Here is a 23838-nt window from a genome sequence, read left to right on the forward strand (position 1 = left end):
TGCCTGGGGCTACGGCGGTGCCTTCGCCCTCGCGGGCAGCATCGGGCTCGCCTCCGCGGTCCTGGCGGTGTTCCTGCGGGCGCCGGGCCGGCCGAAGTTGGGGGGCGTCCGCACGGCCACAGGCGCGGTCGCGGGGGAGGTGCTGTGAGCAGGAGGTGAGGGTTCGGCCCCGCCGCGCGCGGGGCGGCGCCGGGGTGTCCCCGCGCGGCGCCCCCCGCACGGGGCCGCCCACGCTCCTGACGACCACTTCTGGTCTCCCTTCTGTCGCCCCGGTTCGCCGGGGCGACAGCGTTCTGCCCGGCTCCGTTCTGCCCGAGCATCGACCCTGAGAGGCGACCGAGCATGTTGACATCGACACCTTCCGGTGCACGCCCGTCCACCGGATCCCCTGGCCAGGAATCGGTCATCGACTCCCTGGTGCGGGCCAACCGCGCCTACGCCGACACGTTTCACGACCCCGGAATGGATGCCCGTCCCGTCCTCGGAGTGGCGGTCGTGGCCTGCATGGACGCCCGAATCGACCTGCACGCCGCGCTCGGCCTCCAGCTGGGGGACTGCCACACCATCCGCAATGCCGGTGGAGTGGTCACCGACGACACCATCCGCTCCCTCACCATCAGCCAGCGCGCCCTGAACACCCGAAGTGTCGTCCTCATCCACCACACGGGGTGCGGCCTGCAGACGCTGACCGAGGAGTTCCGGTACGAGCTGGAGCGGGAGGTCGGGCAGCGGCCGGCCTGGGCGGTGGAGTCGTTCCGGGACGTCGACCAGGACGTACGGCAGTCGATGCGGCGGGTGCATACGTCGCCGTTCCTGCCGCATATCGACGACGTGAGGGGCTTTGTCTTCGATGTGGCGTCGGGGCTGCTGAGGGAGATCTCGGACCTCGACTGAGCGTCCCTGCATCCTCGCGGCTTTGCGCCTTTCGAAGGGGGTTGTGAGCTGCTTTCAGTTTACTGAGCCGAAGTGAGTGGTGGTGAGCGGGAGTGAGTCCTGGCGGCGGATTCGCGGGCTGGGAACGGGAGTCCTGGGATCGAATGGGTGACCTTGGTGGCTGTTGCTCGTTGGATTGGGTGACAGGTGTCCGGCCTGGGTGAGGGTGATGTGGGGGGTGGTCTGCGGAAGCTGACGGCCTCCTTCGTGGTGCCCGGTCCGGGATGGGGTATCCCCTGCTCGAACGGAGTTGAGAGCTTGGGGAAGGACGGCACCGCCCCCGCACGACCGGAGTGATCGTGCGGGGCATCGGACCGCCCAGGCCGGACCAGGCACCCGGGGACGTGAGGGAACCCGCCCACCCACCACGGGCCGGCCCCCCAGGGGGCCAGCGCCGAGCGGGAAGCGAAAGCGGGAACCCAGCGCATCCAACACCGTTCGGGATGCGCCCAGCACGCAGCAGTAGGTCCAGGACTCACTCATGCACGCTGGTTAGGAACGGTTGGGTGGCCGTGGCCGTCCGACACGTAGCGCCGCGGGCAACAATGGCATACTGTATGCAATGCAAGTCAGTGCCTCGCCGCTCCGTGATCCGCGGCCGAGGCCATCGGGACCGCCCGCCCGGGGCGGATCGGACATCGCACCTGAGGGGGCGCCCCGTGTCGTATCCCAGCGCACTGCATGACGTCCTGGACCACGTCATCGCTCCGGCCGGCGAGCTGGCGCGTCAGGAAGGGAAGTTCCCCCGCTCGGCGGTCACGGCCCTCGGCCGGGCCGGTCTCCTCGGGCTGACCTGCTCGGCCGAACCCGCCGGTGGCGGCGTCGACTTGGCACGAGCCGCCGAGGTGGTCGGCCGGGTCATGCCCGTGTGCCCGGCCACGGCCGCGGTGCTCCAGTCCCACTACGCGGCGGCCGCGGTGGTCGAGGCGTACGGCGGCCGGTGGCTGCGGGGTGAGGTCGCGGCCGGCCGCCACCTGTGCACCCTCGCGGTGGTGGAGGACGGCGCCGGGGGGGCGGTTCGCTCGACCGCGCGGCGTACTGGAGGCGTGGTGGCGCTGCGGGCACGCAAGCGTGATGTGGTCGCCGCAGGTGAGGCGGACAGTTATGTCTGGTCGTCGCCACCTGTCGACTCGGACGGTGGCCTGACGCTCTGGGGCGTGCCGGCCCACGCGCCCGGCCTGTTCGTTCCGGCGCGCGCCACCGGGGCGCCGCTTGCCAGCGCCACGTCCACGGTGGTCGCCGACCCGGTGCGCGTCCCGGCCGAGGCGATGCTGGGGGCGGACGGCGAGGGTTTCAAGATTCTGCTCGGCGCCGTGCTGCCGTGGCTGCGAGAGCTGTGTGCCGTCGTCGGGTCCGACGCGGTGCATCCCTCGCTGGGCGCGCTGGCGCGATCCGCTTCCGGGACCGCGCGCTCCAGCGACGGTCAGGCGTTCGCGGACTCCGCCGCGATGGCTTTGCGGTAGGTGCGGGTGCGCTCGGTGTGCTTGCGCATGATCTCGCCGGCCCGCTCCGGGTCGCCCTTCGCGATGGCCTCGATGAGGCGGGCGTGCTCGTTCCAGGAGCCCTTGGAGCGGGAGTTGGCGATCGGGGTGTAGTACCACCGGACCTTGCGCCCCACCTGTGCGATCAGCTCGGCGAGCACGTCGTTACCGCCCACGGATGTGATGTAGGTGTGCAGGGCCGTGTTCGCGGCGACCAGGCGGTCGGTCGTACTCTCCGCCAGTGCGTCCACGCCCTCCTGCTGGAGCTGCCATAGGTGCTCGATGTGCTCGGGCTTGGCGTGATGCGCCGCCAGTTGTGCGGAGTAGGTCTCCAACACCGTACGGACGTCAAGGAGTTGGGTCGCCTCCTCCTGCGTGGGGGTGTGCACGAACGCGCCCTGGGCGGGCCTGAGGTCGACCCAGCCGTCCGTGTGCAGGCGCTGCAGCGCCTCGCGCACGGGCTGCCTGCTGACCCCCAGTTGCTCGGCGAGATCTGATTCGACCAGATGCTGGCCCGATTTCAGGGTGCCGCTGATGATCAGCTCTGCCAGGGCATCGGACACCGCCTGGCGCAGCGGCGTCGGGCGGGCGACGCGTCGGGCGGAGCCAGCCGTCAGGCCTTGGCGCATGGTTCTCCTGTTCCGCCTCCGAGCTCACCGAGTCGGCGGCTGTGCCGGCCGTTACCCCCGGGCGGACCGCGCGGCGGCCGATTCAGGATACAGGTTTTCGTATGCAGTGAGGTGTCCCGCGACGACCTTGCGTGATGTCCTACCGGGGTGGAGGGCGGTCGCGCATCGGATCAACGCAGCGCGCCAGCAGCGGAGTCGAACGGCCGTAGGGGCAGATCGGTATTCGACTTTGGGATTCTGTATGCAAAACGCTTGTATACATCAGGGTTGCATGCTTCGCTAGGACTGTTTCGCCCCTTGTGCCGTGCGCGCCAGGGGAGGTCGAGGTGCCCCTGTGAACGCGAACCGTGGTGCTCGGACCGGACCCCCAGGTGCCCGTGCCCGTACCCCTTCCACGGCCCTGACGAAAGGCCGCACGACCATGAAGATCCGGACCAGTGATCCGACGGTGGAGCAGGTGGTGAGGAAGATCGCCGCCGCCCATCGCGAGCAGCGTGGCGCCCTCTTGCCGATCCTCCACGCCGTGCAGGCGGAACTGGGGCATGTGCCCAAGGAGGCCGTACCGGTGCTCGCCGACGAGCTCAACCTCTCGCGGGCCGACGTGCACGGAGTGGTGAGCTTCTACCACGACTTCCGGGCCGAGCCCGCGGGCCACCGTACCGTCCGCGTCTGTCGCGCCGAGGCCTGCCAGGCCCAGGGCGCGGGGTACCTCGTGGAGTACGTACGGCAGATGGGGCTCACCCTGGGCCAGACCGCCGAGGACGGTTCGGTCACCGTCGAGCAGGTCTTCTGCCTCGGCAACTGCGCCCTCGGCCCCGCCGTCGAGGTGGACGGACGCCTGCACGGCCGGGTGGACACGGAGCGGCTCGGCGCGCTGCTCCACGGAATCGACCAGACGCGGCGCGACGACGTCGGCGCCACGCCCGACGGAAATGAGGCATCCCGGTCATGACCCAGCATCCCGCACAGCCCCATGTGCGGATCTACGTCCCCCGCGACTCGGCCGCCCGGTCCGTGGGCGCCGACGAGGTGGCCGCCACAATCCAACAGGCCGCCGACAGAGCTGACTTGGCCATCGATCTCGTACGCACCGGATCGCGCGGCATGCTCTGGCTCGAACCGCTTGTCGAGGTCGCCACCGAGCACGGGCGCATCGGCTACGGTCCGGTGACCCCCGACGACGTTCCCGCATTGCTTGCCGCCGGCCTGGTCGACGGCGACGAGCACCCCCTACGCCTCGGCCCGGTGGACGAACTGCCGTGGCTGGCCCGGCAGAACCGGGTCACCTTCGCGCGCGTCGGCGTCATCGATCCGCTCGACGCCGACGACTATCTGCGCCACGGCGGTCTCACAGGGCTGCGCACCGCGCTGAAGCTCACTCCTGCCGACGTGGTCGCCGAGGTGACCGACTCGGGCCTGCGTGGGCGCGGCGGGGCGGGCTTCCCCGCAGGCATCAAATGGAAGACCGTTCTCGACTGCCCGGGCGAGCTGAAGTTCATCTGCTGCAACGCCGACGAGGGCGACAGCGGGACCTTCGCCGACCGCATGCTCATGGAGGGCGACCCGTTCCTGCTCATCGAGGGCATGACGATCGCCGCGCACGCCGTCGGCGCCAGCGAGGGCTACCTCTACATCCGCTCCGAGTACCCGGACGCGGTCGCCACGATGCGCGCCGCCATCGAGACCGCCCGCGACCGCGGCTGGCTCGGCACCTCGGTCCTCGGTACGCCGCTCGACTTCGATCTGCATGTGCGGGTCGGCGCGGGCGCGTACATCTGCGGCGAGGAGACCTCCATGCTGGAGAGCCTGGAGGGCAAGCGCGGCATGGTCCGCGCGAAGCCGCCGATCCCCGCGATCGAGGGCCTGTTCGGCAAGCCGACCGTCGTCAACAACGTCCTGACGCTTGCCACCGTCCCCGTCGTCCTCGCCCAGGGCGCCAAGGCGTACCAGGAGCTGGGGGTGGAGCGCTCCCGCGGCACCCAGGTGTTCCAGCTCGGCGGAAACATCGCCCACGGCGGCATCGTCGAGACCGCCTTCGGTATCACACTGCGCGAACTCATCGAGGAGTACGGCGGCGGCACGCGGTCGGGCCGGCCGGTGCGCACGGCGCAGGTCGGCGGGCCGCTCGGCGCCTACCTGCCGCCCTCCTCGTTCGACCTGCCGATGGACTACGAGGCGTTCGCCGCGGCCGGGGCGATGGTCGGCCACGGCGGCATCGTGGTCTTCGACGACACCGTCGACATGGCCGCCCAGGCGCGCTTCGCCATGGAGTTCTGCGCGGCCGAGTCCTGTGGCAAGTGCACCCCGTGCCGGGTCGGTTCAGTGCGCGGTGTCGAGGTGATCGACAAGATCGTGGCGGGGGAGCAGAGGGACGAGAACCTTGCACTCCTCGACGACCTGTGCGAGCTGATGACGGAGGGCTCGCTGTGCGCGATGGGCGGACTGACCCCGCTGCCCGTGCGCAGCGCGCTTACTCACTTCGCGGACGACTTCCTCGGTGAAGTCGCCGCCGACACGAGGACGGAGGGCACGGCATGACACTGCTCAAGGAAACTGATCGCGGCACCCCGGAGCGACCGGGGGAGGCCACGGTGGCGCTCGAGGTGGACGGCATACCGGTGAGCGTGCCGGAGGGCACCTCGGTGATGCGTGCCGCCTCGCTCGCCGGCGTCGACATCCCCAAATTGTGTGCCACCGACTCCCTGGAGGCCTTCGGCTCCTGCCGGCTGTGCGTGGTCGAGATCGACGGCCGGCGCGGTACGCCCGCCTCCTGCACCACTCCGTGCGCCGACGGTATGCAGGTGCGCACCCAGACACCCAAGGTGGAGAAGCTGCGCCAGGGCGTCATGGAGCTCTACATCTCCGACCACCCGCTGGACTGTCTGACCTGCCCCGCCAACGGCGACTGCGAATTGCAGGACATGGCGGGCGTCGTCGGACTGCGCCAGGTGCGCTACGGCTACGAGGGGGAGAATCACCTCGATGCCGAGAAGGACACCAGCAACCCCTACTTCGACTTCGACGCGTCCAAGTGCATCGCCTGTTCCCGCTGCGTCCGCGCCTGCGGCGATATCCAGGGCACATTCGCCCTGACCATCGAGGGACGCGGCTTCGACTCCAAGGTGGCGGCGGGCGCGGGGGAGTCCTTCATGGACTCCGAGTGCGTCTCCTGCGGAGCCTGCGTGCAGGCGTGTCCGACGTCCACGCTCCAGGAGAAGTCGGTCGTCGACCTCGGCATGCCCACCCGCTCTGTCCTCACCACGTGTGCGTACTGCGGCGTCGGCTGCTCCTTCAAGGCCGAACTGCGCGGCGACGAACTCGTCCGCATGGTGCCGTACAAGGACGGCGGCGCCAACGAGGGCCACGCGTGCGTCAAGGGCCGCTTCGCCTTCGGCTACGCCACTCACCCCGACCGCATCCTCAAGCCCATGGTGCGCGAGAAGATCACGGACCCGTGGCGCGAAGTCGAGTGGGACGAGGCCATCACCACCGTCGCGCGCCGGATGCGGGCTCTGCAGGACACGTACGGGACGGGCGCGGTCGGCGCGATCACCTCCTCGCGGTGCACGAACGAGGAGGTGTACGTGGTCCAGAAGATGGTCCGCGCCGCGTTCGGCAACAACAACGTCGACACCTGTGCGCGCGTCTGCCACTCGCCCACCGGATACGGGCTCAAGCAGACCTTCGGTGAATCCGCGGGCACCCAGGACTTCCGCTCGGTCGCCGAGGCCGACGTCATCATGGTGATCGGCGCCAACCCCACCGACGGACACCCGGTGTTCGCCTCCCGGATGAAGCGCCGGCTCCGAGAGGGCGCCCGCCTCATCGTGATCGACCCGCGTCGCATCGACCTCGTACGCTCGCCGCACATCGAGGCCGACCACCATCTGCAACTGCGACCGAGCACCAACGTGGCCGTGGTCAACGCCATGGCGCACGTGGTGGTCACCGAGGCGCTCGTCGACCAGAGCTTCGTGGCCGAGCGGTGCGAGGGCTACGAGGAGTGGGCCGCGTTCGTGGCCCGCCCCGAGAACAGCCCCGAGGCCGTCGAGCCGGTCACCGGGGTCCCGGCCGACGAACTGCGCGCGGCCGCCCGGCTGTACGCGGGCGCACCCAACGGGGCGATCTACTACGGTCTGGGCGTCACCGAGCACAGCCAGGGCTCGACCATGGTCATGGGGATGGCCAACCTTGCGATGGCGTGCGGGAACATCGGCCGCGACGGCGTGGGCGTCAATCCGCTGCGCGGCCAGAACAACGTCCAGGGCTCCTGCGACATGGGCTCCTTCCCGCACGAACTGCCCGGATACCGGCATGTCTCCGACGACGCGGTGCGCACCGTGTTCGAAGACCTGTGGGGCACCGCCCTGCTGTCCGAGCCGGGGCTTCGCATCCCCAACATGTTCGACGCGGCCATCGACGGCTCCTTCCGTGGCCTGTTCGTGCACGGCGAGGACATCGCGCAGTCCGACCCGAACCTGAAGCACGTCACCGCGGCCCTGGAGGCGATGGAACTCGTCGTCGTCCAGGACCTGTTCCTCAACGAGACCGCAAAGTTCGCGCATGTGTTCCTGCCTGGGGCGTCGTTCCTGGAGAAGGACGGCACCTTCACCAACGCGGAGCGCCGGATCAACCGGGTGCGCGCGGTGATGGCGCCGAAGGCGGGCAAGCACGAGTGGCAGATCGTCACCGAGATCGCCACGGCCATGGGGTATCCGATGGCGTACGACCACCCGAGCCAGATCATGGACGAGATCGCCGCGGTCACCCCGACCTTCGAGGGCGTCTCCTTCACGCTGCTCGACAAGGTGGGCAGCGTCCAGTGGCCGTGCAACGCCGAGGCGCCCGAGGGCACGCCCATCATGCACATCGACGAATTCGTCCGCGGCAAGGGCAAGTTCGTCGTCACCTCGTACGTGCCGACCAATGAGCGCTCCACCCGCCGCTTCCCGCTGGTGCTCACCACCGGGCGCATCCTCAGCCAGTACAACGTCGGGGCGCAGACGCGCCGTACAGGCAACGTCGCCTGGCACCCCGAGGACGTACTGGAACTGCACCCGCACGACGCGGAGGACCGCGGGATCACCGACGGTGACCTGGTCACCCTGGCCAGCCGGGTGGGCCGCACCACGCTGCGGGCCCTGGTCTCCGACCGGATGCCGACCGGCGTCGTCTATACGACCTTCCACCACCCGGTCACCGGCGCCAACGTGGTGACTACGGAGAACTCCGACTGGGCGACCAACTGCCCGGAGTACAAGGTGACGGCCGTCCAGGTCGCCCTGGCGCCGCGGGGGCACGAAGGGGCCACGCCGGCCGCCGAGGCCCCCGTGGGCGCCCTGACGGCGGGAGACTGATAAACATGGCCGCCACCGAGCCGTCCGAGTGCCGCATGGCCAATGACATCGCCCTGAACCTTGCCCACCTGCCCCCGGCGCAGGCGGCCACCGAACTGGCCGGACACATCGGCAGGTTCTGGGACCCGCGGATGCGCACCAGACTGTGCGCGCTGGTGGACTCCGACGCACCGGGCGTGCACCCGCTGGTCGTCGAGGCGGTGAAGCTGCTGCGCTGACGGTGGAGGTGAGGGCGCGGCTCGCTGTGGTGTGACGCAGCGGGCCCATGCCTCGTGCAGCCCCGCGGGGAGCCCCCGCGGGGTCCTTCGGCATGCCCGGAACCGGTCGTCCCGCTCGACTGCGGCGCGTCACCGCACAGCGCCCGAAGGTAGTTGGGTAATGCACTGGTCAAGCTTCATGCCGCCCCACTGGACACACGATTTCCTTGCTCCATACCGTATGCAATCACCGGTCCGGCTCCCTGCGCCGTGATCGGCAGGTCAGTTGTCTGCCATACCTCGCCGCGGCCCCGAACCCGCCGCGCCGAGGCCGAACCACCAGGTCACCGCCTGCACGCCGGCGGACTCCGGGATGCCGCCCCGGACCCGTGACGCGCCGACGGCGTACCCCCTACCCGCGCCTGGCGAGAGCCCGGGCGCGCACCGTGGAGGGGAGTCGCTTTCACCCACCGCACGAAGAGCAAGGCCCCAGGGGGCGCACGCCAAGCTCTTTTTCAGGCAAGGGAAGGCACAAATGTCAGTAACACCGCAGGCGACTTCATACCGAGAGGTCACCGATACCAACGGACGCGTCTACCGCGTCGGGGAGAGCGACCGCTCCATCCTGGGCAGGCCTCGGGCGTGGATGGTCTGGCTCCCGTGGATCGCGATGATGGGCGTCAGCGTCTACGAGTACGGCTACAGCTCGGCGGAGTCGACCCTCGAGCACGCCCATGGCTGGACCCTTACCGAGGCCTTCTGGATCGCCAGTATCTGGGCGGTCTTCCAGGCGGGCATTGCCTTCCCCGCGGGCAGGCTCCGGGAGACCGGAAAGCTCTCCGCCAAAACGGGCATGCTCCTCGGAGCGGTACTGTCCGGGCTCGGCTTCCTCTCCATCGCCCACGTCTCGAACCCCATCGTGGTGATACTCGGCTACTCGGTGCTCGGTGGCGCCGGCTCCGGACTCGTCTACGCGACCTGTATCAACATGGTCGGCAAGTGGTATCCGGACAACAAGGGCGCGCGGACCGGCTTTGTCAACGGCGGATTCGCCTACGGCACACTGCCGTTGATCTTCGTCTTCAGCTACTGGTTCCACGCCGACAACTACCGGCTGGTCCTCGACCTGATCGCCCTGGGCATGGTCCTCCTCGTGGGCAGCTGCGGCTTCTTCTTCCGCGACCCGCCCAAGAGCTGGTGGCCGCAGGACGTGGACCCGCTCAACCGTGGCGGCGGCGAGGACGCCGAGCGGGTGGCGCGCAGGCTGCGCAAGAACCCGCCGGCCAAGGGACAGTTCACCCCGATGCAGGCAATCAAGACCGGGCAGCTGCCGCTGATGTGGTTCGCCCTGGTCTGCATCGGCGGCGTCTCGCTCTTCGGCATCAACTTCCAGGTCCCCTTCGCCAAGAGCCTCGGCTTCGGGCCGCTGATCGCCGCCTCGTCGGCGGGTGTGCTCGCCGTGGTCAACGGGGTGGGCCGGGCCGCCGTGGGTTGGCTGTCGGACACCCTGGGCCGCCGGCAGACCCTGACGATGGTCCTCGTGATCGCGGGCGTCGCGCAGTTCGGCGTGCTGTGGTCGGGGCAGGCCCACAACGAGCCGCTGTTCCTGATTTTCGCCTTCGTCAACGGATTCGGCGGCGGCGCCTTCTACCCGCTGTTCGCGGCACTGGTCCCGGACTATTTCGGGGAGAACAACAACGCCACCAACTACGGCCTCGTCTACAGCGCCAAGCTGGTCGGCGGTGTCGGCGGCGGTGGCTTGGCCGCTGGGGTGATCACCGCCTGGGGCTACTCGGGCGGCTACTACCTGGCAGGCGGCATCGCCTTTTTGTCGGCTCTGATCACCTTGCTGCTGCGCCAGCCCGGCCGACCCGCGGACCAGGAGCGGCCCGCCGTGCAGGCCGTCGCCGACAGCCCCGGGCTGACCAGCGCGGCGAACTGAGCGAACGCCCGGGCGCAACTTCGCGCCCGGGCCCACAGAGCGTGCGCGGGCGCGAACAAAGCGTTGGACGGCGGCGGCAGTCGTCCGGCGGGGCGCCCGTGGCACAGGCGGGGCCGGACGGTGGGGTGCGCTCCCTGGTCCGTCCGGCCCCGGCCCATCCCTGATTTTCGCAGGGAATCCCGGCCTTCAGACCGGGCGGGAATGCGATCTCGGGCGCGGAGCGCCGGAGTTCTCTGCGTTGTCGGTGACGCCAGCTATGTTGACCGCACTGACCGAAAGGGGGGTGGGCCGGATGAGCCGCGTACAAGTTCCTGATGCGGCCCACCGCCCGGCAGGCGGTCGCGCTCGGCGGGATGCTGCGCGATCACTGCTCCCTGTACAACGGGGAGTTACAGGAACGGCGGGAAGCCTACCGGCACACGTCGAAGAGCAGCATCCGCTACGGGATGCAGTCCGCGCAGGCCAAGGACATCCGGGCGTTCGATCCGGAGCGTCAGGGGCGGTGGACGTTCTCGTCTCCGCAGGCCACTTTGCGCCGTCTGGACAAGGCGTTCGGGGCGTTCTTCCGCCGGGTCGCAGTCGGCCGGACGCCGGGGTATCCGCGGTTTCGCGGGGGGTGAACTGATTCGACACGGTGGAGTTCCCGAAGGACGGCGACGGGGTCCGGTGGGACTCCACCCCGCACGACCGGGTCACCCGCGTCCGCTTCCAGGGCATTGGGCATGTCAAGGTCAATCAGCACCCGCCCGTGGCCGGCAAGGTCAAGACCGTCTCGGTCAAGCGTGAAGGCCGCAAGTGGTTCGTCGTGCTGACCGCCGAACAAGACCAGCCCGAGCCGCACCCGGCAACCGGGTCGATGGTCGGCATCGACCTCGGCATAGCCTCGTTCCTCACCGATTCGGGCGGCGTACACATCCCCAACCCGCGCCACGCCCGCAAGGCCGCTGCGAAGCTTCAGGCCGCGCAACAGGCCCTGAGCCGCTTCCCTCGACGCAAGGTGAAGAACCGCACGGCCAACCACCAACGTGCGGTGCACGGCAAGGTGCGCCGTCAGCGGCTCGACCACGCGCACAAGACCGCCCTCGCTCTGGTCCGCGCGCACGACTTCATCGCGCACGAAGACCTCAAGATCCGCAACATGACCAAGGCCCCGCCTCCAAACCCGACCCCGAGGCACCCGGCAGTTTCCGGCGGGGCACCGCGCGATCTGTCCGCGGCCAAAGCCGAACAGCTGCTGGAGACGGTGGTCCCCGTGGGTTCGGCCGAGCTCACCCGCCGCACCCTCGCCGCTGACCTGATCGCCGAGATCCGGATCTGGGATGTGAGGCTGAAGGACAAGGCCAAAGTCATGGCCGCACTGGTCGCAGAGTCCGAAAGTCGGCTGACTGACACTCCGGGTATCGGAGCCATGACCGCCGCTCGCCTCCTGGGCAGGACCGGGAACCCCACCCGATTCCCCGCAGCCCGGGGCGAAGAAGGCCCTGCAGGAGATCTGCAACGCTGAGGACCGTGGTCACGCCGAAAAGGCGATCACGGAGTTCGAGAGGGCGTACGGGGCGAAGTGGCCCAAGGCGGTGAAGAAGATCACCGGCGAGGTCGACGAGCTGCTGGCATTCTACGACTTCCCCGCTGAGCACTGGGTCCACCTGCTTACTACGAATCCGATCGAGTCGACCTTCAGCACCGTGAAACTTCGGACCAAGGTCACCCGCGGTGCTGACAGTCCCGCCGCAGCCCTCACGATGGTCTTCAAGCTCGTCGAGTCCGCCCAGGCTCGCTGGCGGGCGGTCACCGCACCCCACCTCGTCGCCCTCGTCCGCGAGGGCACGCGCTTCGAAAATGGTCACCTCGTCGAACGAGATGAGACCCTCGCAGCGTGACGCACCTCAAATAAGCTACTAACCATGACAATTGATCATTTCACGACAAACGACATGGGCCCCACAGCAGCAACAAGCTGACGACATGGCACGGCAATTTCCTCTACGTCGCTGTCCCCGCCTGGCTCTACTCGATAGAGACGGGCTTGAGGCGTGCGAGTCACCGAGTCCGTCAACCGACCGTTCGTAAAGAGGGCACCGACGCCATCTTCCACCGCCCAGCCGGCCGGGAGTGCGTGAGCCGCCACGGCCGCCTTGAAGGACGATCGGCGCCCCGGCTCACTGTCGTAGTGGGGGCAGACCGAGCCGGGCAGCAGGCCCAACCCGTCAGAGAGGTGGGTCAGCGGTCCGAAGGAGTCGGTATGCGAGCCCTCAGCCCAGCAGTTGGCACCTGCGCTTATACCGCACAGCAGGGTGCCTCGGTCGAAGGCCTCGTGCAGCAGCCGGTCCACGCCGTGCGCACGCCAGACCGCCAGCAGATTCGCGGTGTTGCCCCCACCGACATAGATGACGTCTTGACGGAGCAGGAACGTTCGCAGGGTGTCGTCATCGAGCTCTCGCCGAAACAGATGCAACACACTGGGCTCGCAAGAACGTGACCGGTATGCCGCGAGAAATTGCTCCACGTAGGCGGGGGCGTCGCCACTGGCTGTCGGAACGAAGCACACCTTGGGCTGAGGAGCGCGCACCTGGTTGAGTACCCAGTCATCCAGCAAACCATCGTCGTCGGTGGAGAAGCCGCCTCCAAGGAGAGCCAATCGACGTTCCGGAACGACAGCCACGAGGGTGCCTCCTCAAGTTCACGACGCAGACGCGGACGATGCCTCGAACGGTGCCAGCCATCGGCTCTGTCCACAATCGATCAGTCCTCCGACGTGAGCTCCCGTTCACCCATGACAGGAGCAGGCCAACCGCGAGGCGCTGCCACTGCCTCTTCTTACAGGCCGCCGATCCGGCTTCAGACGTGGGTGCGCGACAAGAGCCCGGAGGTATCCCTCCAGCCGCACTTCTCCACCCAGGCGCGCGTCGTAGCCCAAGCCCTGGTCCTCAAGATCGGCACCGATGTGCTCACCTCCCTCGCCCGCGACCACGGGCAGGCAATCCGCCTCACCTGGCGGACGCATTTACCCGTCCCACCTGTCGGCGTACAGCGGCAATCGGCGGCCGGCCGGTCCGGATCGACTTGAGTGTGTGCCGTCTGTACTGCGACAACGCCGTCTGCGCGAAGGTGACCTTCGCCGAGCAGGTGCCTCGGCTGACGGTGCGCTGCCAGCGGCGAACGCCACTGCTGCAGAGCCTGGTCGAGGCGGTCGGCGTGGTGCTGGCCGGCCGAGGCGGGGCCCGGATGCTGCGCGTCATGAATGTCAGACTCTCCCGGTCCACCGTGCTCACCCAGCTGATGCGGATGCCGCTGCCGCCGCTGGTCACACCCAGAGTGCTGGGGGTGGACGACTTCGCGCTCTACGGCGACACCTACGGCACCCTCCTGGTCGACGCCACAACCCGTCTTCCGCTGACGCTCTGGGCGGGCAGGGACGCCGAACAGCTCAGCCGATGGCTCCGCACACACCCCGGAGTCGAGATCGCCTGCCGCGACGGCTCCCTCACCTACCGGCAAGGCATAGTCGACGGCGCCCCCGACGCCATCCAGGTCAGCGACCGCTTCCACCTGTGGCAGGGCCTGTCCCGGCGCGTCCAGGAAGTCGCTGCAGCCCACCGCGGCTGCCTGCCAGCCGCACTCCCGGCCCTCGAACAGGGCGGGTCCAGCCCTCCTTCGATGACAACGGAAGCCGGGCAGGACACTCCCGCCAGCCGGCATGCCCGACGGCTTTTCGAGGCCGTCCATGCACTGACCGATGCCGGCCGCCCCTACAGCGCCGCAGCCGCGAACTCGGACTGGACCGTCGCACCGTCCGCAAATACGCGCGGGCCCGCACCTGACACGAGGTGACGCGCCACCCTCCACGCCGCCCGTCAACCCCGGATCCCTACCTCAACTACCTGCAACAACGCTGGGACGAGGGCGAACACAGCGCCAAAATCCTCCACCAGGAACTCCTCGGCAAGGGCTACCTGGGCCACTACCGGCGCGTGAGAATGGCCCTTGCGCCGCTCCGACGCGGCCTGCCGCTGGACGAGCCCCGCGAGCGGCCGCCCTCCCCACGCGAAGCTGCACGCCGGATCATCACCAACCCGTCCCGGCACGGCCCGCAGACGGCGGAACGTCTGTGGCGCCTGCTCGGACACTGCCCAGAACTTCACCGCACCCACGAACTGGTCCGCCAGTTCGCCGCCATACTCGATACCCACGACGCCGCACCACTGCAAATGTGGCTCGACCAGCTCACCAACAGCGGACTGGCACCCTTCGCCAGCATCGCCACCGCCCTACGCGAAGACCAGCATGCGGTCACCCAGGGAATCACCACGCCCTACAACTCCGCAGTCAGCGAAGGCCGCATCACCGACGTCAAACTCCAGAAACGCATCATGGGCGGCCGGGGCGGCGTCCCACTCCTTCGCCACCGAGTCGTACTGATCGCCCACCTACGCCGCCACTACGCAGACCGGCAGACCCTCACTCCAAGATGATCTCTAGCTACGAAAATCCTGTCAGAGCCATGTTGGCGGGTACGCCGACACCACCCACAACTCTTGACAATTACTCCTCGCCCGGCGCCCGCCGCTACTACGACAGCAGCGTGCACGCGATGTCGGCCACAACCCCGCCCTTCGACAGCTCGGCAATCGCCTCGTCGGCATCCTCCACGGCTGCCTCAAGGCCCGCACCCGTTACGACGAAGCGACCGCTTGGTCGCACCACGCACACCTCCATGCCGCTTGACCTCAAACGACATGGGGTGTCTCAAACGCCGCCTCGCTGATCATGTCTGGCGCATGATGATCGGCGACGAACGCCGACGCACCGGGACGACGGGCCCAGGAGGACAACCGGGGGCGACTACAGCATCCAGCGCGGCCGGCCCAACCCCGACGGCCGGCTCTTCGGGCAAGTCACTTCCCGGACCCGCCAAACCCGAGCCTACGCCACCACCCCAACCAGCTTGACAAACACAGAGGCACCCAAGGGCACCGCCCTGAGCGGCCACATCCCCGAGGACCTCGACGCCGTCGCCGCCCAGCTCAACGGCCGACCACGCAAAACGCTCGACTGGGAAACCCCAGCCGAGCGTCTCGCTAAGCTCCTGGCAACAGCCAGTTGATCACCTGTGTTGCAACGACCCCTGGAATTCGCCTCCCTGCGGTGCGGCGTCACTGGTGTGTCAAGTGACCCTTTTGAGGTGAGGTTTGGCTGGAGTCGCCGCGATCACGCCTGGGCTCGGGGTGCCGCGGTCAGCTGCCGGCAGTAGAAGTCGGTGGTCGTCCGGGTGTGATGGTGCATCAGTTCTTCGGCCCGGTCGGCGTCGCCGGCCGCGATGCGGTCGATGATGTCGGCGTGCTCGTTCCACGCGTCCTTGCCGCGTGGCCGGGCGATGGGCATGTAGTACCAGCGCACCCGGCGGTCGACCTGCCGGATCAGCTCGGCGAGGATGGGGTTGCGCGCGAGCTCGGTGATGAAGCCGTGCAGCGCCGCGTTCGCCTCGACGATGCCGCGGGCGTCGTCCGCGGAGAGCGCAGCTATTCCGGCGGCCTGCAGTTCCCACAGGCGCGTGATGTCCGGACCGGTCGCGTACTGTGCGGCGCCGCGCGCCGAGTGGGTTTCCAGGACGGCGCGGACGCCGAGGAGCTGGGTGGCCTCCTCGACGGTCGGGCTGTGCACGAATGCGCCCTGCGCGGGGCGCAGTTCCACCCATCCGTCGGCCTGGAGGCGCAGGAGTGCCTCGCGCACCGGTTGGCGGCTCACGCCGAGGTCCTCGGCGAGTTCGGCCTCGATCAGATGCTGGCCCGGCTTTAGTACGCCCCCCACGATCAGCTCGATCAGGACGTCGTAGACGGCCTGGCGCAGGGGTGCAGGCCTGTTGACGGGTGTCGTCACGGTGGCTGGGAAAGTGCGTGGCTCGCGCATGGGCTCCCTGGTGGTGACGGCCGGCTGCGGGGAGGTGCTGGTGGTGGAGCGAGAGGAATCGCGCACAGCATATAGGCTTCTGTATGCAATCTGTGTAGGTCAGGCAGGTGCGGGCTGCTCCGCCGGCCGACGTCCGGAGCCCGTTGCCGGGCCCGGGTCGCTCGCCGCCAGTTCGCGCAGGATCGCTTCCACACTCTGCTTGGCGTCGCCGAAGAGCATGCTGCTGTTCTCCCGGAAGAACAGCGGATTCTGCACACCTGCGTACCCGGAGGCCATGGACCGCTTGAACACGACGACTTGCTCCGCCTCCCACACCCGCAGCACCGGCATCCCCGCGATGGGGCTGGCCGGATCGTCCATCGCCGCCGGGTTGACGGTGTCGTTGGCGCCGATGACCAGGACCACCGAGGTGTCGGCGAAGTCGTCGTTGATCTCGTCCATCTCCAGGACGACGTCGTACGGTACGCGGGCCTCGGCAAGGAGTACGTTCATGTGCCCCGGCAGCCGCCCTGCCACGGGATGCACGCCGAAGCGCACGGTCACGCCGCGTTCCCGCAGACGGCGCGTCAACTCCGCCACCGGGTGCTGCGCCTGGGCGACCGCCATGCCGTACCCCGGCGTGATGATCACCTGAGTGGCGCCCGCCAGCGCGCTTGCGGTGTCCTCGGCGCTGATCTCCTGGTGCTCGCCCTGCTCCTGCTCGCCGCTGGGTGCGGCCTCGACGCCGAAGCCACCTGCGATGACGGAGAGGAAGGACCGGTTCATCGCCCGGCACATGATGTACGACAGGTAGGCGCCGGAGGAGCCGACCAGCGCCCCGGTCACGATGAGCAGGTTGTTGTCCAGCAGGAAGCCGGCCGCGGCGGCGGCCCAGCCCGAATAGCTGTTGAGCATGGAGACCACGACGGGCATGTCGCCGCCGCCGATGGAAGCGACCAGATGCCAGCCCAGGACGAGCGCGAGCACGGTGACGGCGATCATCAGAGCGAGGTTCGGGCTGACGGTGAACCAGACTGTCAGGGTCACGAACGCGAACAGGGCGCCGACGTTGAGCAGGTTCTTCCCGGGCAGGGTCAGCGGCTGGGACTTGATGCGCGCCGACAGTTTCAGGAACGCGATCACGGAACCTGTGAAGGTGACCGCGCCGATGAAGATGCCGATGAACACCTCGGCGTGATGGATCCGCAGCAGCGACCCGGCCAGCTCGGTGGAGCCCGGGTGCTGTGCCTCGACCTCCAAGTAGCTGTTCCAGCCGATCAGTACGGCGGCGAGCCCGACGAGGCTGTGCAGCACGGCGATCAGCTCGGGCATCTGGGTCATCTCGACCCGGCGGGCCTGCCACAGGCCGATCGCGCCACCGATCGTGCCCGCGACGGCGATCAGCGCGATCGACTCGCCGGAGACGGAACGCCCGGCGACGACGACGGTGGCGACGAGCGCAAGCGCCATTCCCGCGACGCCGTAGGCCACCCCCGCCCGGGCGGTGTGGTGCCGGGAGAGCCCCGCGAGGCTGAAGACGAAGAGCAGCGCGGCGACGATGTCGGCGGCCTGGGCCGCCGTGGATGCGTTCATCGAATTTCAGCCTTTCGAGAACATGCTGAGCATGCGACGGGTGACGGCGAACCCACCGAAGATGTTCACGGTGGTGAGCAGGATGGCCAGGAAAGCCAACACACTGATGGCCAGGGGCGGGTGGCCGATCTGGAGCAGTGCCCCGACCACCACGATCCCTGAGATCGCATTGGTCACCGACATCAGCGGGGTGTGCAGCGCGTGGTGGACCTTGCCGATCACGTAGTAGCCGATGACCACAGCAAGCGCGAACACCGTGAAGTTGGCGGCGAGTTGGGCGGGCGAGACGGCGATGAGCGCGAACAGGGCGAGCATCCCGAGCCCGATCAGTCCGTAGCGGCCGGCCGGTGACAGGCGCCGCGGCGGCGCCGGATCGACCGGTGACGCCGGCGAGGCCGGGGCCTTCGCGGGCGCTGCCGAGACCGCGACGGGGGGCGGCGGCCACAGCGTCTCGCCGTCGCGCACCACGGTCACCGTCCGCTGTACGACGTCCTCGAGGTCGAGGGTCAGCTGCCCGTCCCGGCCCGGGGTGAGCAGCTTCAGCAGGTTCACCAGGTTCGTGCCGTACAGCTGTGAGGCCTGGGCGGGCAGGCGGCCCGCCAGGTCGGTGTAGCCGATGATGGTGACGCCGTTCTCGGTGACGATAGCCCGATCGCTCACCGTCCCTTCGACGTTCCCGCCCTGCGCCGCCGCCATGTCGACGATGACGCTGCCCGGTTTCATCGAGGCCACTTGATCGGCCGTGATCAGCCGTGGCGCCGGGCGCCCCGGGATCAGGGCCGTCGTGATGATGATGTCGACATCCCTGGCCTGCTCGGAGTAGATCTCGGCGGCGCGCAGGTCGTACGCCTCGGACGTGGCTCGCGCGTATCCGTCGCCCGCCGACTCCTGTTCGACTTCGACGGGCAGGAACTCGCCGCCGAGTGACCGTACTTGGTCGGCGACCTCGCCGCGCGGGTCGGTGGCCCGGACCACCGCGCCGAGGCTGCCCGCGGCTCCGATGGCCGCTAGGCCGGCCACTCCGGCGCCGGCCACCAGCACCTTCGCGGGAGGCACTTTGCCCGCCGCGGTGACCTGTCCGGTGAAGAACCGTCCGAAGGCGTGGGCCGCCTCGATGACCGCCCGGTAGCCGGCGATGTTGGCCATCGAACTGAGCACGTCCAGGGACTGGGCCCGCGAGATGCGGGGCACGGCGTCCATGGACAACGCGGTCAGCCGCCTGCTCGCGAGCTGGGTGAGGAGTTCGGGGTGTTGCACGGGGGCGAGCAGGCCGACGATCGTCGCCCCGTCCCGCAGTCGTCGCACCTCGTCGTGGGACGGCGCGTTGACCTTGAGAACGACATCGGCGTGCCAGGCGTCGTCGAGGCGCGCGCCCGCCTCGACGTACGACGCGTCGGAGAAGCCCGATGCGGTTCCGGCGCCGGTCTCGACGACGATTTCGTAGCCGAGCCCGATCAGGTGGCGGACGGTGTCCGGGGTGGCCGCCACTCTGGTCTCCCCGGAGGTCGACTCGGCGACCACGCCTATGCGTTGTGGTGGTGACGCAGACATTGCTCTCCTTTTCTCAGGGGCTTGCGGTTCCGTCGGTGCGCGGGGAGCGTCAGGAGCGGAGGAAGTGGGTCACCGGACAGGAGTCGCGCAGCATATTGTGTGCAGTTCGCTCGACGCCAGGGGTGAATCCGGGCGGGTGGTCGGGGGCGCTGTGGCCGTATCGGTTCGGGGTCAAGGGTATACAGCAGACCCGCTGACTGCATACAGTATCCAATCACAATCACTCACCCTTCCTCCCGAGAGGAGATGCCGTGAAGATTGCAGTCCTCGGAGCCGGCGCGATCGGAGCCTTCGTAGGAGCGGCCCTGCACCGGGGTGGTGCCGATGTCCACCTGATCGCCCGCGGTCCGCACCTGCAGGCCATCCGCGAGCGCGGGGTCAGGGTCATCAGCCCGCGTGGGGACTTCGTCGCCCACCCGCACGCCACCGACGACCCCAACGAGATTGGACCCGTGGACTTCGTGTTCCTCGGGCTGAAAGCACACTCCTACCCATCCAGCGGCCCGCTGATCGAACCGCTCCTCGGCGAGCACACCGCCGTCGTCGCCGGGCAGAACGGCATCCCATGGTGGTACTTCCACCGGCTCGCCGGCCCCTACGAGGGTCGCCGGATCGAGGCGGTGGACCCGGGCGGCGCGACCAGCAAGGTCCTCGCGCCGGAGCGGGCCGTGGGCTGCGTGGTCTACCCCGCCACCGTCATCGAGGCCCCCGGCGTGATCCGCCACCTCGAAGGCACCCGCTTCTCCATCGGTGAACCCGGCGGCGGGATCTCGGCGCGGTGCACCGCGCTGAGCGAGGCGATGATCGCGGGTGGACTGAAGTGCCCCGTGGAGCCGAACCTGCGGGACGACATCTGGATCAAGCTGATGGGCAACGTCGCGTTCAACCCGATCAGCGCGCTCACCCGGGCCACGATGGTCGAGATCTGCCAGCATCCGCCGACGCGACGGCTGGTGGCCCAGCTCATGGAGGAGACACTGGACATCGCCGCCCGGGTCGGCAGCACACCGGACATCTCCATCGAGAAACGGCTGCGGGGTGCGGAGGGGGTCGGCGACCACAAGACGTCGATGCTCCAGGACCTGGAGGCGGGCAAGCAGTTGGAACTCGACGCCATCGTGACCGCGGTGGTGGAGATGGCCGATATCACGGGTGCCGAGGCACCCAGGCTCCGAGCGGTGCACGCGACCACGGACCTGCTGGCGCGCCGCACCGGCACGGGATGAGAGCCGGCCCGGCTCCCGCAATGACGCTGGGGGAGCCGGGCCTTTGGTGCGGGCGAGGCGCCGCCCAGGCCGCCGGGTAAGCTCGGGCAGCGTAGCCACCGCAGGCGTGTTCGACCTGGTCGGGGCAGAGATGTATGGGGTGCGAGGGACGAAGCAGGAGGCGAGCATGCTCTTCCGTCAGCTGGAGTACTTTGTGGCGGTGGCCCGGGAGAGGCACTTCGCGCGGGCCGCGGACGCCTGCTTCGTCTCGCAGCCCGCACTGTCTGTGTCGATCGCCAAACTCGAGCGCGAGCTCAACGTCACACTGATCAATCGCGGCCACAATTACCAGGGCCTGACGCCCGAAGGAGAGCGTCTGGTTGTCTGGGCCAAGCGGATCCTCGCCGAGCAGGAGGCGTTCAAGGCCGAGGTGGCCGCGGTCCAGTCGGGCATCACCGGGACGCTGCGGCTGGGCGCGGAGCCCACGGCCTCGACGACGCTCGCGCTGCCGGTGACGGCGTTCTGCACCGCGCACCCGCTGGCCAAGGTCCAGGTGCGGTCCCGCCTGTCCACCACGGAACTCATCCGGCAGCTCCGCGCCTTCGAACTCGATGCGGCCATCGCCCACTTCGGCCCCGAGGACCAGGACGGGCTGCAGGTGACGCCGCTTTACGAGGAGCGGTACATGCTGCTTGCCGCAGCCGATCAGCTGCTGCCCCAGTCCGATACTCTGACCTGGGCCGAGGCGTCCCAGCTGCCGCTCGCGCTGCTCACCCCCGACATGCGGATCCGGCAGGTCATCGACGCCGCGTTCACCCGCAGCGGAGTCACCGTCATCCCGCAGGTGGAGACCGACTCCGTGGCCACCCTGTACGCGAACGTGGGCGCGGGCGCCTGCACCAGCATCGTGCCGCACACCTGGCTGCGGGCCCTGCCGGTCACCGGCCGAATGCGCGTGCTGCGGCTTGTCGAGCCGGACGCGCGGGCGCTCATCTCGGTCGCGATCCACGACGCCACGCCGGGCTCGCTCGCGGCCCGCGCGTTCATCACGGCGGCGGCCTCACTGCGCCTGGACGAGTTCTTCGACCGGCCGCTGCCCGTGCCCGAACCCCTGGTCCGCTGAGCCGAGGCGGCTCCGGCCGGCCCGCCCGGCCGGAGCGTCACCGGGCGAAACGCAGCTGGACCGCCTGCCGGTCCAGCGCCCCCTTGGCCGTGCGCGGCAGCGCCGGGACGACCTGGATCCGCTCGGGCACCTCGAAAGGGGCCAGCCGGCCCAGGCAGTACCTGACGATCTCCGCGGGCTCCGCGTCCTCCTCCTCGCGCAGCACCACCGCCGCGCCCACCCGATGCCCGTGCCGCTCGTCCGGCACCCCGAACACGGCGGCCTCGGCGACGGCGGGACAACCGCACAGTACGTCCTCGACGTACTCGGGGGAGACCTGGTCGCCCGCCCGCATGATCAGGTTCCTGATCCGGCCGGTGAGGAACAGGGCGCCGTCGGCGTCCAGATGCCCCAGGTCCCCGGTGCGTAGCCAGCCCCCGCCGAAACCGCGCGCTGTCGCCGCCGGATCGGCGAGATATCCCCTGGCCACGCTGGGACCGCGCACCCAGACTTCGCCCTGCACACCGGGCGGGCACGCCTGCCCCGACGGGTCGACGACCTGGATCCGCGTCCCGGTCGGCCGGCCCACCGAGCCGTGCTTGGACGTACCGGGCGGCGGCAGGGGTTCACTGCTCGCCTGATGCGCGGCCTCCGTCATGCCGTAGGCCGACAGCAGTGGCACCCCGAGGGCGCGCTCCAGGGCCCGCTGGGTCGCGGTGTTGAGCGGAGCGCTGGAACTGCGGGCGAAGCGCAGGGCCGGTGCGAGTGGCGCCGGATGCTCGCCGGCCGAACGGTCGAGGAGGATCTCGTGGATGGCGGGCACCGCGGTGAACCAGGTGGCCCCCACAGCGCGCATGTCGTCCCAGAACGTGTCGGGCGAGAAGCGCCCCCCGGCCGGGAGGAGCACGCAGCCGCCGGCGGCGAGCGTGGCGAGCAGCGCCGCGACCAGCCCGTGCGTGTGGAAGAGCGGCATGACCGCCACCGTCGCGTCCCGCGGCCCCAATTCGTACGTCGCGCACAGCACACGCACCGCCGCGGCCACGTTCCCGTGGGTCAGCGGCACCAGGCGGGCCTGGTCCATGGTGCCCGCCGTCGACAGGATCAGGGCGTCGTCCAGGGCGAGGCCCGGCGTTGGTGTCCCGTACAGCCCGAGCGGCGCGCGCGTCGTGTCGAGCGTGACCGCACAGGGCGCGCCGGGCGTGACCCGTACTCGGACAGGCCAGGCGGCCGACATGCCCGCGGGTGCCTCGGGCCCGCACAGCACCACCCGTGCCCCGAACACTCTTAGCCGCGCGCCCAGCTGACCGGGAGGCAGGGCCGGATCCAACGGGGCGACGACCGCGCCGGCCCGGGCCGCACCCAATAGAGACACGACGAACTCGACGGTGTTCGCGGCGACCAGCCCCACCGGGTCCCCGGGCCGGACCCCGGCGGCCGTCAGCCGGCGGGCCAGGTCGTCGGCGAGCGAGGCGAGGCGGGCGTACGACAGCTCGATGCGCTCCGCACCGACGACGAGGGCCCGCGAGTGCGGACGCGCCCGCACGGGCCGGGACAGCAGATCGACGAGGCCGGTGAGCGCGGGCGGGTGGTAGCGGTCCGGTTCACGCACGGACGCCGTGGCCACTGTGGCCATCACCGCACCTCCTCGCGCCAGTTGAGGCGATCAGCCGAGACAGCTGAAACGGTCGACTGCGAGCCTGCGGGCCCCAGCCTGTGAGCGTCCAATGCACAACCGTGAACGGCCGATAGTGGCCGACTATCACCGCAGGTGCCAGGGCTTGTTCGCGCCGTTGATAAACGCTGGTTATCGGCTGGTCGCCGCCAGGTCTTGGACGTGGCGAGGGTCCGGTGCGGAAGGTGGATCCACAAGCCGCACTGCATGACTTTGTCCAAGGAGGACCTCGGACCATGACCGCCCCCTCACCACTGGAGACAGCGGCGAACGCCGACGTACCGGCCGAG

At 69.4% G+C, this 23838-nt stretch carries 19 protein-coding genes and 4 pseudogenes; 17 read left to right on the top strand and 6 right to left on the bottom strand.

From position 1 onward, the window contains the following. Positions 1-342: 342 nt before the first annotated feature. The gene (locus tag ACWCP8_RS39395; protein WP_451121327.1) at positions 343-894 is read left to right on the top strand and encodes a beta-class carbonic anhydrase; all 552 of its coding nucleotides are present in this window, start codon (positions 343-345) and stop codon (positions 892-894) included. 698 nt (positions 895-1592) lie between these two features. Then, on the top strand, positions 1593-2396 hold the full coding sequence (locus tag ACWCP8_RS39400; protein ID WP_451121329.1) for an acyl-CoA dehydrogenase family protein: 804 nt from the start codon (positions 1593-1595) through the stop codon (positions 2394-2396). Here ACWCP8_RS39400 and ACWCP8_RS39405 read toward each other — a convergent pair. Continuing rightward, positions 2357-3043 (bottom strand): GntR family transcriptional regulator, encoded by a 687-nt coding sequence (locus ACWCP8_RS39405; RefSeq protein WP_352271673.1) that lies wholly within the window; start codon positions 3041-3043, stop codon positions 2357-2359. The genes ACWCP8_RS39400 and ACWCP8_RS39405 overlap by 40 nt on opposite strands. A 421-nt stretch (positions 3044-3464) precedes the next feature. Here ACWCP8_RS39405 and ACWCP8_RS39410 point away from each other — a divergent pair, with 421 nt between their 5' ends. From ACWCP8_RS39410 to ACWCP8_RS39445, 8 genes and pseudogenes are all read left to right on the top strand, one after another. Further along, positions 3465-3995: a formate dehydrogenase subunit gamma gene (locus ACWCP8_RS39410; RefSeq protein WP_352271671.1), complete on the top strand. Its 531-nt coding sequence runs from the start codon at positions 3465-3467 to the stop codon at positions 3993-3995. Continuing rightward, positions 3992-5581 carry a formate dehydrogenase beta subunit gene (locus tag ACWCP8_RS39415; protein ID WP_352271670.1) on the top strand — a complete coding sequence of 530 codons (1590 nt, stop codon included), beginning with the start codon at positions 3992-3994 and terminating at the stop codon, positions 5579-5581. Before ACWCP8_RS39410 ends, ACWCP8_RS39415 begins: the two co-directional genes overlap by 4 nt. Then, positions 5578-8400 (top strand): formate dehydrogenase subunit alpha, encoded by a 2823-nt coding sequence (gene fdhF, locus ACWCP8_RS39420; RefSeq protein ID WP_352271669.1) that lies wholly within the window; start codon positions 5578-5580, stop codon positions 8398-8400. Before ACWCP8_RS39415 ends, fdhF begins: the two co-directional genes overlap by 4 nt. 5 nt (positions 8401-8405) lie before the next feature. After that, the gene (locus ACWCP8_RS39425; RefSeq protein ID WP_352271667.1) at positions 8406-8618 is read left to right on the top strand and encodes a formate dehydrogenase subunit delta; all 213 of its coding nucleotides are present in this window, start codon (positions 8406-8408) and stop codon (positions 8616-8618) included. A gap of 514 nt (positions 8619-9132) precedes the next feature. Further along, on the top strand, positions 9133-10539 hold the full coding sequence (locus ACWCP8_RS39430) for an OFA family MFS transporter (protein ID WP_352271666.1): 1407 nt from the start codon (positions 9133-9135) through the stop codon (positions 10537-10539). 314 nt (positions 10540-10853) lie between these two features. Further along, positions 10854-11832 (top strand): annotated as a pseudogene (locus tag ACWCP8_RS39435) (RNA-guided endonuclease InsQ/TnpB family protein). Between the two features lie 55 nt (positions 11833-11887). Beyond that, the gene (locus ACWCP8_RS39440) at positions 11888-12043 is read left to right on the top strand and encodes a transposase (RefSeq protein WP_451121341.1); all 156 of its coding nucleotides are present in this window, start codon (positions 11888-11890) and stop codon (positions 12041-12043) included. Continuing rightward, positions 11988-12419 (top strand): annotated as a pseudogene (locus ACWCP8_RS39445) (transposase); the annotation flags it as partial. The gene ACWCP8_RS39440 and the pseudogene ACWCP8_RS39445, both read left to right, overlap by 56 nt. 35 nt (positions 12420-12454) lie before the next feature. Here the strand turns inward: ACWCP8_RS39445 and ACWCP8_RS39450 are convergent. Beyond that, positions 12455-13201: a Type 1 glutamine amidotransferase-like domain-containing protein gene (locus tag ACWCP8_RS39450; protein WP_451121333.1), complete on the bottom strand. Its 747-nt coding sequence runs from the start codon at positions 13199-13201 to the stop codon at positions 12455-12457. Positions 13202-13387: 186 nt separating this feature from the next. Between ACWCP8_RS39450 and ACWCP8_RS39455 the strand changes: the two genes are divergently transcribed. The 5 genes and pseudogenes from ACWCP8_RS39455 to ACWCP8_RS39475 form a co-directional block, all read left to right on the top strand. Continuing rightward, on the top strand, positions 13388-13606 hold the full coding sequence (locus ACWCP8_RS39455; protein WP_352271663.1) for a hypothetical protein: 219 nt from the start codon (positions 13388-13390) through the stop codon (positions 13604-13606). A 2-nt stretch (positions 13607-13608) separates the two neighbouring features. Beyond that, on the top strand, positions 13609-14370 hold the full coding sequence (locus tag ACWCP8_RS39460; RefSeq protein WP_451121343.1) for a transposase: 762 nt from the start codon (positions 13609-13611) through the stop codon (positions 14368-14370). After that, complete coding sequence (locus ACWCP8_RS39465) at positions 14367-15011, top strand: transposase (RefSeq protein WP_451121335.1); 645 nt, start codon at positions 14367-14369, stop codon at positions 15009-15011. The genes ACWCP8_RS39460 and ACWCP8_RS39465 overlap by 4 nt, the downstream gene beginning before the upstream one ends. A 74-nt stretch (positions 15012-15085) precedes the next feature. Further along, a pseudogene (locus ACWCP8_RS39470) lies at positions 15086-15264 on the top strand (IS110 family transposase); the annotation flags it as partial. A 238-nt stretch (positions 15265-15502) separates the two neighbouring features. Further along, positions 15503-15643 (top strand): annotated as a pseudogene (locus tag ACWCP8_RS39475) (IS30 family transposase); the annotation flags it as partial. Positions 15644-15747: 104 nt separating this feature from the next. On the opposite strand, the gene ACWCP8_RS39480 reads toward ACWCP8_RS39475, so the two are convergent. From ACWCP8_RS39480 to ACWCP8_RS39490, 3 genes are all read right to left on the bottom strand, one after another. Then, a complete protein-coding gene (locus tag ACWCP8_RS39480) occupies positions 15748-16446 on the bottom strand; it encodes a GntR family transcriptional regulator (protein ID WP_352271678.1) in 699 nt (232 codons plus the stop codon). A 99-nt stretch (positions 16447-16545) separates the two neighbouring features. Further along, the gene (gene pntB / locus ACWCP8_RS39485; RefSeq protein ID WP_352271657.1) at positions 16546-18018 is read right to left on the bottom strand and encodes a Re/Si-specific NAD(P)(+) transhydrogenase subunit beta; all 1473 of its coding nucleotides are present in this window, start codon (positions 18016-18018) and stop codon (positions 16546-16548) included. 6 nt (positions 18019-18024) lie between these two features. Continuing rightward, a complete protein-coding gene (locus ACWCP8_RS39490) occupies positions 18025-19569 on the bottom strand; it encodes a Re/Si-specific NAD(P)(+) transhydrogenase subunit alpha (RefSeq protein WP_451121337.1) in 1545 nt (514 codons plus the stop codon). Positions 19570-19820: 251 nt separating this feature from the next. Here ACWCP8_RS39490 and ACWCP8_RS39495 point away from each other — a divergent pair, with 251 nt between their 5' ends. Both ACWCP8_RS39495 and ACWCP8_RS39500 read left to right on the top strand, forming a co-directional pair. After that, positions 19821-20795 (top strand): 2-dehydropantoate 2-reductase, encoded by a 975-nt coding sequence (locus tag ACWCP8_RS39495; protein ID WP_352271654.1) that lies wholly within the window; start codon positions 19821-19823, stop codon positions 20793-20795. 166 nt (positions 20796-20961) lie between these two features. Beyond that, on the top strand, positions 20962-21897 hold the full coding sequence (locus ACWCP8_RS39500; RefSeq protein ID WP_352271652.1) for a LysR family transcriptional regulator: 936 nt from the start codon (positions 20962-20964) through the stop codon (positions 21895-21897). 37 nt (positions 21898-21934) lie between these two features. Here ACWCP8_RS39500 and ACWCP8_RS39505 read toward each other — a convergent pair whose 3' ends face one another. Beyond that, the gene (locus tag ACWCP8_RS39505) at positions 21935-23509 is read right to left on the bottom strand and encodes a FadD7 family fatty acid--CoA ligase (protein ID WP_451121339.1); all 1575 of its coding nucleotides are present in this window, start codon (positions 23507-23509) and stop codon (positions 21935-21937) included. Positions 23510-23838 lie beyond the last annotated feature (329 nt).

Source organism: Streptomyces sp. NPDC002206, assembly GCF_053593595.1.

Bases quoted from the DNA above. Each gene is read 5' to 3' on its own strand.
- ACWCP8_RS39505 (WP_451121339.1), bottom strand. From the start codon at position 23,509: ATGGCCACAGTGGCCACGGCGTCCGTGCGTGAACCGGACCGCTACCAC.
- ACWCP8_RS39415 (WP_352271670.1), top strand. From the start codon at position 3,992: ATGACCCAGCATCCCGCACAGCCCCATGTGCGGATCTACGTCCCCCGC.
- ACWCP8_RS39405 (WP_352271673.1), bottom strand. From the start codon at position 3,043: ATGCGCCAAGGCCTGACGGCTGGCTCCGCCCGACGCGTCGCCCGCCCG.
- ACWCP8_RS39410 (WP_352271671.1), top strand. From the start codon at position 3,465: ATGAAGATCCGGACCAGTGATCCGACGGTGGAGCAGGTGGTGAGGAAG.
- ACWCP8_RS39500 (WP_352271652.1), top strand. From the start codon at position 20,962: ATGCTCTTCCGTCAGCTGGAGTACTTTGTGGCGGTGGCCCGGGAGAGG.
- ACWCP8_RS39490 (WP_451121337.1), bottom strand. From the start codon at position 19,569: ATGTCTGCGTCACCACCACAACGCATAGGCGTGGTCGCCGAGTCGACC.
- pntB (WP_352271657.1), bottom strand. From the start codon at position 18,018: ATGAACGCATCCACGGCGGCCCAGGCCGCCGACATCGTCGCCGCGCTG.
- ACWCP8_RS39430 (WP_352271666.1), top strand. From the start codon at position 9,133: ATGTCAGTAACACCGCAGGCGACTTCATACCGAGAGGTCACCGATACC.
- ACWCP8_RS39440 (WP_451121341.1), top strand. From the start codon at position 11,888: ATGGCCGCACTGGTCGCAGAGTCCGAAAGTCGGCTGACTGACACTCCG.
- ACWCP8_RS39425 (WP_352271667.1), top strand. From the start codon at position 8,406: ATGGCCGCCACCGAGCCGTCCGAGTGCCGCATGGCCAATGACATCGCC.
- ACWCP8_RS39395 (WP_451121327.1), top strand. From the start codon at position 343: ATGTTGACATCGACACCTTCCGGTGCACGCCCGTCCACCGGATCCCCT.
- ACWCP8_RS39480 (WP_352271678.1), bottom strand. From the start codon at position 16,446: ATGCGCGAGCCACGCACTTTCCCAGCCACCGTGACGACACCCGTCAAC.
- fdhF (WP_352271669.1), top strand. From the start codon at position 5,578: ATGACACTGCTCAAGGAAACTGATCGCGGCACCCCGGAGCGACCGGGG.